Source organism: Inquilinus sp. (genome assembly GCF_057815775.1).
Genome location: NZ_JBYRFX010000495.1, coordinates 1 through 11,726, shown reverse-complemented (window position 1 = coordinate 11,726; position 11,726 = coordinate 1). Strand labels below are relative to the sequence as shown.

General features: G+C 69.7%; 9 protein-coding genes. 1 reads left to right on the top strand and 8 read right to left on the bottom strand.

Annotated elements, in window-relative coordinates:
• The 8 genes from AC3XYG_RS17560 to AC3XYG_RS17525 all read right to left on the bottom strand — a co-directional run.
• Positions 1–1,436: gamma-glutamyltransferase (locus tag AC3XYG_RS17560; protein WP_489141143.1), on the bottom strand; the 1,436-nt coding region annotated here is incomplete at its 3' end.
• Positions 1,433–2,323 (bottom strand): polysaccharide deacetylase family protein, encoded by an 891-nt coding sequence (locus tag AC3XYG_RS17555; protein WP_489141142.1) that lies wholly within the window; start codon positions 2,321–2,323, stop codon positions 1,433–1,435. The genes AC3XYG_RS17555 and AC3XYG_RS17560, both read right to left, overlap by 4 nt.
• Positions 2,324–2,332: 9 nt before the next feature.
• Positions 2,333–3,118 (bottom strand): SDR family NAD(P)-dependent oxidoreductase, encoded by a 786-nt coding sequence (locus tag AC3XYG_RS17550; RefSeq protein WP_489141141.1) that lies wholly within the window; start codon positions 3,116–3,118, stop codon positions 2,333–2,335.
• 22 nt (positions 3,119–3,140) lie between these two features.
• On the bottom strand, positions 3,141–3,998 hold the full coding sequence (locus AC3XYG_RS17545) for an ABC transporter permease (RefSeq protein ID WP_489141140.1): 858 nt from the start codon (positions 3,996–3,998) through the stop codon (positions 3,141–3,143).
• Entirely contained in the window at positions 3,995–4,924 is a 930-nt protein-coding gene (locus AC3XYG_RS17540; protein ID WP_489141139.1) for an ABC transporter permease, read from the bottom strand. The genes AC3XYG_RS17545 and AC3XYG_RS17540 overlap by 4 nt, the downstream gene beginning before the upstream one ends.
• Before the next feature lie 19 nt (positions 4,925–4,943).
• Entirely contained in the window at positions 4,944–6,446 is a 1,503-nt protein-coding gene (locus AC3XYG_RS17535; RefSeq protein ID WP_489141138.1) for an ABC transporter substrate-binding protein, read from the bottom strand.
• Between the two features lie 2 nt (positions 6,447–6,448).
• Positions 6,449–7,963: an ABC transporter substrate-binding protein gene (locus tag AC3XYG_RS17530; protein ID WP_489141137.1), complete on the bottom strand. Its 1,515-nt coding sequence runs from the start codon at positions 7,961–7,963 to the stop codon at positions 6,449–6,451.
• Positions 7,960–8,748 (bottom strand): GntR family transcriptional regulator, encoded by a 789-nt coding sequence (locus AC3XYG_RS17525; protein ID WP_489141136.1) that lies wholly within the window; start codon positions 8,746–8,748, stop codon positions 7,960–7,962. The genes AC3XYG_RS17530 and AC3XYG_RS17525 overlap by 4 nt, the downstream gene beginning before the upstream one ends.
• A gap of 296 nt (positions 8,749–9,044) precedes the next feature.
• Here AC3XYG_RS17525 and AC3XYG_RS17520 point away from each other — a divergent pair, with 296 nt between their 5' ends.
• Positions 9,045–11,495 (top strand): penicillin acylase family protein, encoded by a 2,451-nt coding sequence (locus tag AC3XYG_RS17520; protein WP_489141135.1) that lies wholly within the window; start codon positions 9,045–9,047, stop codon positions 11,493–11,495.
• The last annotated feature ends 231 nt before the right edge of the window (positions 11,496–11,726 follow it).

The following is an 11,726-nucleotide window of genomic DNA, read 5'->3' as shown; positions in this document are numbered from 1 at the left end:
ATCGCGAAATTCACGGGGTACAGCGTGTCCTCGACGATGGTGACCGGGAAGTCGCGGGCGACCGTGGCAGCGACGTCGGCGGCCGCGGCCGCATTCACCTTGATCGTCGGCGTGCTGGCGTCCAGCCGCGGCGCGTGGAAGGCCTGTTCCAGGGTCATGCCGCAATCGACGATGTAGGAGACCAGCTGCAGCAGCGCCGGGAAGATCGACCGGCCGCCGGCGGCGCCGATCGCCAGCAGCGGCCGGCCTTGCCGGCCCAGGATCAGTGGGCACATATTGGCCAGCGGCTGGGCCGACGGTGCCATGGAGTTCGGCTGGCCGAGCCGCGGGTCGAACCACATCATGCCGTTGTTCATCAGGAACCCGGCGTGCGGCAGCACGACCTTGGAGCCGAAGCGGGACAGCACGGTGTTGGTCAGCGACACCATGGTGCCCGCGGCATCGACCACGCTGACATGGCTGGTGCAGCCGGGATCGCTGGACAGCCCGGCGTGGCCCATCCCGGTCAGCCGCCGGCGATAGGCTTCGCGGGCCGCACGGGCATAGGCCAGCGCCCCGCGCGCATCCGGCCCGTCGCCCCAGGCGGTCCGCGGCGACAGCAGATCCAGTGCTTCCAGCAAGCTCGGGCCGCCGCTCAGCCCCGGCATCACCGTGACGTCCCAGTCGCGATAGCGGCCGTGCAGCGGTTCGGCCCAGCGCGGCTGGTAGGCGGCGAGGTCCGCGGCGGTGATGCGCGACCCAGCCTCGGCCAAATCGGCGGCGATCAGTTCTGCCGTCTCGCCCTCGTAGAAATCGCGTGCCCCCGCTTCCGCCAGTCGCCGCAGCAGCCGGGCCTTGGCCGGCATCGGCCGGTGCTTCCCTTCCGCGGCCTTCGGCGCCTGGCCGCGGTCCAGCAGCAGGGCGCTGCTCGCCTCGAACCGGGCCAGGGTGTGAGCCTCGATCGAAATGCAGAAGGCGGCGTACCAGTCGACCTCCAGCCCCCGCTCGGCATGGGCGATGGCGGGCGCCAGCGCATCGGCCCAGCCGATGGTGCCGAACCGCTCCAGCGCCGCCGCCAGCCCGGCGACCGCGCCGGGCACGCAGATCGAGGACGGGCCGATCAGGTTGCGGTCCTCGGCCACGGACGGCCAGTCGAACCAGTTGCCGGTGTCGGCGCCGGCCAGCGGGTAGTCGGCCGGGTCCAGCGCGGCCGGCGCCCGGACGTTGAAGTCCAGCGCCGACACCGCGCCCGTCGCCCCGTCGGCATGCAGCAGGAAACCGCCGCCGCCGATGCCGGACAGCCAGGGTTCGACCACGCTCAGCACCAGCGCCGTCACCACCGCCGCGTCCATCGCGTTGCCGCCGCGGGCCAGGATCGCGGCGCCGGCCTCGGCCGCATAGCGGTGCTGGGCCGCGACCAGGCCGTGCCGGCTGCGGACCTCGGTCTTTGCCGTCACTTGGGCCGTCCGAACCGGCGCGGCTCCACCGGCCCGGGAATGTCCGATGCGGCCTGGAACCGGCCGGCATTGGTCGATCGCGCATGATGCGCCGCGACCTCGCCCACCGTCGCGATCCACACCGTGGGTTCGGCCGTGATCCGCTCCAGCAGGTGCTCCAGCAGACGCAGCCGCTGGGCGCGGCCCGAGATCCAGTCGTGGACGGTCAGCATGAACAGACCGCCCAGCCGGTGCAGCCCGTCCCATTCGTCCAGCCAGCCCTCCAGGATCGGTCCCGGCGCGGCCGGTGGCCACTGGTCGGTGCCGCCGCCGGTGAATTTGAAGAACACCGCGTCGTCGATCGCCCATTGCACCGGGATCTCGACCACGCCGTCGATCTCATAGGGATGGTCGGCGCCCATCAACGAGCTGTCGTAGAAGCCGTGCCGGCGGATCTCCGCCAGCATGTGCGGCGTCATCTCCCAGGCGGGCGAACGGAAGCCTTTCGGCACCGCGCCGGTCTGGCGCCGGAACACCTCGATCGACGCCTCCAGCGCGCCGGTGAACTCGGCGTCGCTGCTCTGGGCCACGATCTCGTGGAAATAGCCGTGCAGCCCGATCTCATGCCCCCGCTCCAGGAAGGCCGGCAGCAGCTCGGGGTTGGCCTCGGCTACGGCGCCGGGCACGAAGAAGCTGCCCTTGACGCCGAAGCGGTCGAGCAGATCGAGCAGCCGCCAGATCCCCAGCCGCGGGCCGAAGCGGCGCTGCTCCAGCTGGCCGAGCGACCGCGTCGCCTCCGGCGCGCGCTGCGACCAGAGATACGGGGAATCGGCATCGACATCGACGGTGAAGCAGAAGGCGCTGTCGCGGCCTTCCGGCCAATGGTAGCGCGGCCAGGGCTGGACCATGGATGCCTCCTATAGCGGGGTCTTCTTCGCCTGGTACACGGCCATCGACCCGATCGAATTGCCGCCAACGACCGTCAGCGTCGACCCGGTGATGTAGCCGGAGCCCTCGCTGGCCAGGAACAGCACGGCGTTGCCGACATCGGCGGCCGAGGACGGACGGCCCAGCGGGATCGACCCGCTGGTCGCCGCCACATGCTCTTCGGTCAGCAGGCTGACCTTGCTGCCGGCGATGAAGCCGGGCTCGACCGCGTTGACCCGGATGCCGAACTCCGCCAGCTCGATGGCGAAGCCTTTGGTCAGCCGGTCCAGCGCCGTCTTCGACACGCAGTAGGGCACCACGGTCTTGCGCATCTTGCGCGACGCGCCGGAGGAGATGTTGATGACGCTGCCGCCGGTCTTGGCGGCGATCATCTGCCGGGCCACCGCACGGGTCAGCAGGAAGGGCGCGCGCAGGTTGACGTCGAAGATCCGGTCCCATTCGGCGACGTCGATGTCCAGCAGGAAGCCGCTGGGATAGACGCCGGCATTGTTGACCAGGATGTCCGCGCTGCCCCAGCGGTCGCCGATCTCGGCTATCAGCCGGTTGATCTCGCCCTCGTCGCGCAGATCGGCGGCATGGCTGAAGCGGTCGCCGGTCAGGTTCGCCGCGAGACGGTCGAGATCGGCCTCCGACGTGTCGGTCAGGCACAGTTTGGCGCCGGCCTGGGCGAAGGCCGCGGCGATCCAGCTGCCGACCACGCCGCAGGCGCCGGTCACCACCACGCGCTTGCCGTTCAGATCGTTCGGGATGTTCATGTCCACCTCTCGGCTTTGGGGCTCATCGGCTTTGGGGATCCAGGCGGTCGCGCAGCGCGTCGCCGATCAGATTGGCGGCCAGGACCAGCAGGAACAGGCACAGCCCGGGGAAGGTCGCGATCCACCAGGCGGTGGCGACGTAGTTGCGGCCGGTCGACAGCATCGCGCCCCAGCTCGGCGTCGGCGGCTGCACCCCGAGGCCCAGGAAGGACAGCCCGGCCTCGAACAGCACCATCAGGCCGAACTCCAGGGTCGCGACCACCAGCACGGCGCCCAGGATGTTGGGCAGGATGTGGCGGAACAGCACGCGCAGCGGCCCGGCGCCCATGAAGGCCGACAGCCGGACATAGGGGCGGCCGGCCACCGTCAGGGTCTGGGCATAGGCGACGCGGGCGTAGCGCGGCCAGCGCGTCAGGGCCAGCACCAGGATGACGTTCAGCAGGCCGGGGCCGACCACCGCGACGGTGATGATCGCCAGCAGGATCGCCGGCACCGACAGGAACACGTCGACCACGCGCATCACCGCGATCTCGGTGACCCCACGGAGATAGCCGGCCAGCATGCCCAGCACGGTGCCGACGATGCCGGACAGCACCACCGAGATCACCGCGACCAGCAGCGAGATCCGGGCGCCCCACACCAGCCGGCTCAGCAGGTCGCGGCCGAGCTCGTCGCTGCCCAGGAGGTAATGCACGTTGCGGGCGATGGTGCCGGGCGGCTTCAGGCGGCCGAGCAGGTTCTGCGTGTTCGGGTCGTAGGGCGCCACCAGCGGCGCCAGCAGCGCGGCCAGGGCAAACAGCACCAGGATGGCGATGAACGGCGCCGCGCGCCGCAGCGGGCTGCGGGTGGCGGCAGGCGCGGGGGCGGCGGTCGTGCTCATCGGCCTGCGCCCCCCAGCCGGATGCGGGGGTCGACCGCGCTGTACAGCAGGTCGGTCAGCAGATTGAGGAGGATGGTGACGAAGGACCCCAGCAGCACCACCCCCTGCACGATCGGGAAGTCGCGGGCCAGGATCGACTGGACGCTCAGCTGGCCCAGCCCCGGCCAGGCGAACACCGTCTCGACGATCACCGCGCCGGCCAGCAGGTTCGAGATCTCCAGCCCGGCGACGGTGATGACGGGGATCGAGGCGTTGCGGGCGAGGTGGCGCAGCAGCAGGCGCCCGGTGCCGGCGCCGCGGGCGCGGGCGGTGCGGACATAGTCCTTCGACAGCTCCTCCAGCAGCGCCGTGCGCGTCACCCGGGCGAAGGTCGCCATGCTGAGCAGCCCGAGCGCGACCGACGGCATCACCAGATGGTCGATCCCGCCGGTGGAGGAGGGCGGCAGCCAGCCCAGCGTGACGGCGAAGACCAGGATCATCAGGATCCCGCTCCAGAAGGTCGGCATGCTCTGCGCCGCCAGCACCAGCCCGGCCAGCAGGCGGGCGGCCAGCCGGTCGCGATACAGCGCCAGCACCACCCCGACCGGGACGCCCAGGCCACAGGCGACCAGCAGCGCGCCCGCCGCCAGCGCCAGGGTGTAGGGCAGGCGCGAGGCGATGATGACCGTCACCGGCACGTTCTGCACCACCGACCGGCCCAGGTCGAACCGCGCGATCTCACCCAGGAAGGACAGGTACTGCACGCCGAGCGGCCGGTCGAAGCCGAGCGAATGGCGCAGCGCCTCGATATCCGCCTGGGTTGCCGTGTCCGGCACCAGCAGGAAGGTCGGGTCCCCGGTCAGCCGCTGCAGGAAGAAGATCAGCGTCGCCACGCCGAAGATCGTCAGCAGCGCCAGGCCCAGGCGGCGGAGCAGGAAGGCGGTCATGCCTGGTGCCCGTCCTCCCTCATTCCGACCAGCCCATGCGGTTCAGGAACAGGCTTTCATTCGGCGTCGGCGTCCATTGCAGCGGCTTGGCCGCGCCATAGATCGCCACGGTCTGGAACAGCGGCACGACCGGCAGCTCGGTGGCGATGAAGGTGCTGACCTTGCGGTAGTCGACCAGCCGCCGGTCGGTGTCCAGCGTCGCCCGGGCGTCGTCCAGCCAGCCGTCCAGCTCCTTGTTCTCGACGATGGTCCAGGGATTGCCGGAATGGAACAGTTGGTACAGCGCGCCATCCGCGTCCTGGCAGGCGCAGGACGACCGGCTGACGGCCAGGGCCGGGCCGCCCGCCGCGCCCTGCTGGATCAGCTTCAGGAAGGTCGGGGTGTCGACCAGGGCGATGCTGGCGTCGAAGCCCACATCCGCCAGCTCCTGCTGGATCGCCTGGACCACGCGCTGGTCGAAGAAGGCGCCGGTCGCGATCTCGACCTTGGGCGATCCGCCGACCTCGGCGACCAACGCCTTGGCCTTGTCAGGGTCGAAGGGCAGGCCCGGGATGTTGTCGAACCAGCCGAAATGGGCCGGCGTCACCATCTGCCCGATCGGCTTGTCGAGGCCGCCGAGGATGCCCTGGGTGATCCCCTCCTTGTCGATCGCATAGGCCACGGCCTGCCGCAGCCGCAGATCGTCGAAGGGTGGCTTGGTCGGGTTCAGGCGCAGATAGGCCAGCCGTTCGGTCAGGGCATACAGCCGCTTGCCGCGGCCGGAGGCTTCGAGCTGGCCGGCCAGGTCGGAATCGAGCGAGACCACCAGGTCGGCGGTGCCGGCCTGGACATCGGCCAGCCGGGTGGCGGCATCGGGCACGGCGCGGAACACCGCGGTTCCGAACGGGCCCTTGGTGCCCCAATAGGCGTCGTTGCGGGACAGGGTCACCGCCACGCCGCGCTGCCAGCCCTCGAATTTGTACGGCCCGCTGCCGACGGGATGCAGGTTGAAGGCGTCGTTGCCCACCGCCTTGACCACATGCTCCGGCATGATCGACAGCTTCACCAGCTGCGCCAGCAGGGCGGGGTAGGGGCCGGCCAGGGTCAGCACCACGCTGTGCGGCCCCGTCGCCTCGGCCTTGACGATCTTGTCGAACTGGCCCTGCTGCGGGCTGGCCAAGGCCGGGTCGATGATCCGGTTGACGCTGAAGGCGACATCCTCCGGCGTCAGCGGACTGCCATCATGGAAGGTGACGCCGTCGCGGATCTGGAATTCGACCTGGGTGTCGGACAGCGTCTTCCAGGCGGTGGCGATCTGCGGTGCGATCGCGCCCTGGTCATCGCGGGTGACCAGATTGTCGAAGATGTTGCGATAGACGTAGTAGCTGTCCGGGTTCCACTGCAGCTGCGGATCCAGGGTCGACGGCTCGTTGACCAGATCGACCACGAAGCGGTCCTGGGCCGCCATCGCCGGCCCTGCGGCCAGCGCGGCGGCCAGGGCGACCGCCGCGCCGAGCCGGCGAAGCGTGGACGGGCGGGTCATGGTCATTCCGCCCAGGACATGCGGTTCAGGAACAGGCTCTCATTCGGCGTCGGCTGCCAGTTCAGCGGCTTGGCCGCGCCGTAGATGATGGCCGACTGGTACAGCGGCAGCACCGGCACCTCGGTCGCGACGATCTTGTTGACCTGGCCGTAGCGGCCGAGGCGGGTGGCCTCGTCCAGGGTCGAGCGCGCCTCGACCAGCAGCTTGTCGACCTCGGCATTGCGGTAGCTCGACCAGCCGCTGCTGCTGTGCAGCAGCGGGAACAGCACGCCGTCGGCATCCTGGCAGGCGCAGGACCAGCGGCCGAAGCTCAGATTCGGCCCGTCCTCCGAATTGCCCTGCGACCGCTTGAGATAGGTCGCCATGTCGCTCATCGAGATCTTCACGTCGAAGCCGGCATCGGCCAGCTGCTGCTGCAACGCCTGGACGATGCGCTGGTCGAACACCGGCGCGGTCGCCAGCTCGACCTCGGTCTTCGCCGCCGGCCCGGCCTCGGTGACCAGTGCCTTGGCCTTGTCGGGGTCGTAGGCATAGCCCTCGACGCCGTCGGTCCAGCCGAAATGGGCGGGGGTCAGCAGCTCAGCCACCGGCTTGTCGTAGCCGCCCAGAATGCCTTCGGTCAGCCCCTGCTTGTCGATTGCATAGGCCACCGCCTGGCGCAGTTTCGGGTTGTCGAAGGGCGGCTTCAGCGTGTTCAGCCGGAAATAGGCGACGCGTTCGGTCAGCACGACCAGCGGCTTGGCCTTGTCCGATCCCGTCAACTGTGCCGCCAGATCGCTGTCGAGCGTGACCGCCAGGTCGGCGGTGCCGGCCTGCAGGTCGGCCAGGCGGGTGGCGGCGTCGGGCACGGCGCGGAACACCGCGGTCGCGAACGGGCCCTTCTTGCCCCAATAGGCATCGTTGCGGGCCAGGGTCACGGCCACGCCGCGCTGCCAGCCTTCGACCTTGTACGGGCCGCTGCCGACCGGGGCCAGGTTGAACGCCTCGTTGCCGACCGCCTCGACCACATGCTTCGGCACGATCGACAGCTTCACCAGCTGGGCCAGCAAAGCGGGGTAGGGGCCATCGGTCTTCAGCCGGACCGTGGTCGGGCCGGTGGCCTCGGCGCCGGTGATCTTGTTGAACTGGCCCAGCTGCGGGCTGGCCAGCTTCGGGTCGGTGATGCGGCGGACGCTGTAGGCGACATCCTCGGCAGTCAGCTTCTGGCCGTCATGGAAGGTGATGTCGTCGCGGATCTGGAATTCGATCTCGGTGTCCGAGACGTATTTCCACGACGTCGCCACCTCGGGCGCAATCTTGCCCTGGTCGTCGCGGGTGACCAGGTTGTCGAAGACGTTGCGGTAGACGTAGTAGCTGTCCGGGTTCCACTGCAGCTGCGGGTCGAGCGACGACGGCTCGTTGACCAGGTCTACGACGAAGCGGTCCTTGGCCGCCCAGGCGGGCGCCGCCGCCAGCATCATCGCCCCCAGCGCGATCCCGACGGTGGCGCCGAGCCATCCGGTTCCGATCCGATTCATGACCTGTCCCCCTGTTGTGATGGCCGCTGTGGACGGGCCCTTGGCGCCGTCGCATCCGGTCCGGTTTGTCGTGGCTGTCCATCCTCGGCCCCGGCTGGTTCCAGGGTCGATGGCAGGTTCAGCAGGCCGTCGGTCACGAAGCTCTGGAAAGCCGTGATCGCCGCATCGATCGCGCGCTGGGCCGCCGCTGCGTCGCCATCGGTAAGCGCCTCGATCAGCTTCTCCCGGCCGATCGGCCGGTGGTATCGCCCGGCGAGGTCGAAGAAGGCCACGATCCGGTCGGCCTGGTTCCAGGCCTCCGCCAGCCAGCGGCCGACCAGCCCGCCCGCCCGCGTTGCGAGATGGTCCAGGATCTGCCGGTCCGTGCTGCGGGCCGTGACCGCGGCCTGGCGATCGTCGCGGCCCTGCAGCGCGGCGCCGATCCGGGTCAGCGCGGTCAGCCGGGCGGCTTCGTCCGGCGACAGCCGGACTGTCGCCAGGCCGGGCTCGATCGCCCGGCGGGCCTTGATGACATCGCCGATCAGGGCGCCGGTCACCGGCGCCACCCGCCAGCCGCGGCGCGGCTCGGCGGTGACCAGCCCCTCGCCCGCCAGGGTGGTCAGGGCGGCCCGGATGGCGGCCCGGCCCAGGCCGAACCGGCCGGCGATCTCGGGCTCCGAACATTGGGTGCCCGGCCGCAGTTCGCACTCGATCAAGGCCCGGCGCAGCCGTTTCAGCGCGAAGGCCGCCTTCGGCTCGGCGCCCGGCGGCTGGGTTAGGGCGAAGGGCGAGGAATGATCATACATAAAGCGGATGCTCTCATTGTACGTAACATCTCACAAGAGGGATTCTGATATTACACTACCAAAGGATGTATTAGCGCTCATATCGTGTGAAAGGGCAGCGGAGGAACACAGCCGGACTGAACGGGTATCGCGCCACGTGCTCGCCCTGCGCAAACCGGCCCAGGGCCTGGGTTTCAGGCCACAGAACCGCGAGTGCGGGGGCCGATTGCCGCACGGCGCAACTGCGACTGATAAGCATTTTCGTCCTATGTTAGCGTGCGCCTCGTTCCATTCCGTACGTCCGTCTGGAGAGAGTGTTGCGTATATTTCCGGCCCCGCATTGGAAGCCGTTGGCGCTGGTCGCAGCCGTGCTGCTGATCGCGAACCCGAGCGTCGGAGGCAGCACCGGCCTGTCGCCCGACCGGGATCCCTACAAGGCCGAGATCCGCCGCACCGACATGGGCGTGCCGCACATCAAGGCGGATAATTGGGGCGGTCTCGGCTATGGCTACGGCTATGCCCAGGCGCAGGACAATCTGTGTACCCTGGCGGACGCCTTCCTCACCTACCGGGGCGAACGGTCCAAGTATTTCGGCGGCGATGCGGTGGCCACGTCCATCAGCACCATCGGCCGGCCGAAGAACCTCGATTCCGATTTCTTCCACCGCCAGGTCATCCCGGCCGATACGCTCGGCCCCCTGGTCGCGGCCCAGCCGCCGGAACTGCGGGCCCTCGTCGCCGGATTCGCCGCCGGTTACAACCGCTATATCAAGGATCTGAAGCCCGGCGGCGCCAACGCCGCCTGTGCCGGCCAGCCCTGGGTGCTGCAGATCACGGCGGATGATGTCTACCGGCGCATGCTGGCCGGCAACATGGCCGGCGGCTTCAGCAACTTCGTGGCGCCGATCGCGGAGGCCCAGCCTCCCGGCGCCGCGGCACCGGCCCGCAAGGCCGGGGGCGCCGACATCCTGCCGCCCGCCCTCCAGGTCGGGGGCCAGGCCGGGGTCGGCAGCAACGCCATCGGCTTCGGCGCCGCCGGCGCCGGCCCGGACGGGCCGCTGCTGTTCGGCAATCCGCATTGGTACTGGCGCGGGCCGGACCGGTTCTACCAGGCCCAGCTGACCATCCCGGGCCGGCTCGACGTCAGCGGCGTGTCCTTCCTCGGCATCCCGGTGATCCTGATCGGCTACAACGCCGACGTGGCCTGGAGCCACACCGTCTCGACCGCCCGCCGCTTCGGCTTCTACCAGCTGACCCTGGCGCCGGGGGATCCCACCGCCTATCTGCGCGACGGCAAGCCGGTGAAGATGACGGCGACGCCGGTCACGGTGGAGGTGCGACAGGATGACGGCCGGGTCGTGCCGGTGTCGCGCACCCTGTACCGCACCCAATATGGCCCGGTGGTCGACCTGTCGAAGCTGAACCCGGCACTCGGCTGGACCCCGGCCTCCGCCTTCGCCATCCGCGACATCAACGCCGACAGCCTGCGCAGCTTCCAGACCTGGCTGCGCTGGAGCCGGGCGACCTCGCTCGACGACTTCATCGCCATCCAGCGCCAGACGGCGTCGATGCCCTGGGTGAACACCATCGCCATCGGCCGCGGCAACCCGCAGGCCTGGTACGCCGATATCGGCGCCATCCCGAACGTCCCGCCGGACCAGCTGGCGGCCTGCGCCACGCCATTCAGTGCGCCGATGAACGCCGTGCTGCCGCGGGTGCCGGTGCTGGACGGGTCGAAGAGCGCCTGCGACTGGCGCAGCGATGCGGATTCGGTGCAGCCCGGCGCCCTAGGCCCAAGCCGGATGCCCAGCCTGCGGCGCGGCGACTATGTCGCCAACATGAATGACAGCTATTGGCTGGTGAATCCCAAGGCGCCGCTGGCCGGCTTCCCCGATATCGTCGGCCCGGTGGCCGAGTCGCTGTCGACGCGGACGCGGATGGGCCAGATCCTGGCCCAGGGCCGCATTGCCGGCACCGATGGCTATCCCGGCCGGGGCGCAACCGTCGAAACGGTCGAGGCCATGGTGCTGAACAGCCGCGCCCTGACCGCCGAGCTGTTCAAGAACCAGCTGCTCGCCGCCGTGTGCACCGGGGCACCGATCTCCGTCGCCGCCGACCCGCTGACCGGCCAGGCGATCGCGCCGGCGCAGGATGTCGACCCGGCGCAGGCCTGCGCCGTGCTGAAGGATTGGGACAACACCGGCAATGCCGACGCCCGCGGCGCCCGGCTGTGGGACGAGGTCTGGGCCCGCGTCGACCTGCTGCCGGCCGACCAGCTCTACACCGTGCCGTTCGATCGGGCCGATCCGGTGAACACGCCGCGGCAGCTGAAGACGGATGCGCCGGACGCGCTACGCCAAGCCTTCGGCGCGGCCATCATCAAGGTGCAGCACAGTGGCTTCGCCCTCGACGCCCCGCGCGGCGACACCCTGTTCGCGACGCGGGACGGTGAGAAACTCGGTCTGTTCGGCGGCTGCCCGGAGCCGGGCTACTTCACCGTCGCCTGCCCGGACACGCCGGTCGGGCCGGACAGCCGCAGCATGGATGGCGACCCGCATGGCAACAGCTATATGCAGATCGTCACCTTCCCCCGGGGCCGGGTGGATGCCCGCACCCTGCTGGCCCCGTCGCTGTCGGACGATCCGGAGTCACCGCATTTCGGCGACGGGACCCGCCGCTATGCCGCCAAGCAATGGGTGAAGATGCCGTTCGCCGAGTCCGAGATCCTCGCCGACCCGCACTACACCACCCTGACCATCGGCGAATGAGAGGTCGTTTGGAAACGCACCTGGTGCGGCCGTCTGGCGGCGGCCTCGAAGCTTCCGGTGCTCACGGACCCAAACGTCCGCTGCGCGCCCGTTCTCGACACCACCGCCATCCGACTCACGCCAGCGCATTTCCAAACAGTCGCTGACATGCCGGAATCCGGAAAATAAGAATCAAATTGATTTCAAAAGTAGCCAGATATGTCCCCTTCGAAATCGTCTCGTAACACCGCG

What these genes read in the sequence shown, in the direction of transcription:
- AC3XYG_RS17555 (WP_489141142.1), bottom strand. Translation starts at nt 2,323, where the DNA reads ATGGTCCAGCCCTGGCCGCGCTACCATTGGCCGGAAGGCCGCGACAGC.
- AC3XYG_RS17550 (WP_489141141.1), bottom strand. Translation starts at nt 3,118, where the DNA reads ATGAACATCCCGAACGATCTGAACGGCAAGCGCGTGGTGGTGACCGGC.
- AC3XYG_RS17545 (WP_489141140.1), bottom strand. Translation starts at nt 3,998, where the DNA reads ATGAGCACGACCGCCGCCCCCGCGCCTGCCGCCACCCGCAGCCCGCTG.
- AC3XYG_RS17540 (WP_489141139.1), bottom strand. Translation starts at nt 4,924, where the DNA reads ATGACCGCCTTCCTGCTCCGCCGCCTGGGCCTGGCGCTGCTGACGATC.
- AC3XYG_RS17535 (WP_489141138.1), bottom strand. Translation starts at nt 6,446, where the DNA reads ATGACCCGCCCGTCCACGCTTCGCCGGCTCGGCGCGGCGGTCGCCCTG.
- AC3XYG_RS17530 (WP_489141137.1), bottom strand. Translation starts at nt 7,963, where the DNA reads ATGAATCGGATCGGAACCGGATGGCTCGGCGCCACCGTCGGGATCGCG.
- AC3XYG_RS17525 (WP_489141136.1), bottom strand. Translation starts at nt 8,748, where the DNA reads ATGTATGATCATTCCTCGCCCTTCGCCCTAACCCAGCCGCCGGGCGCC.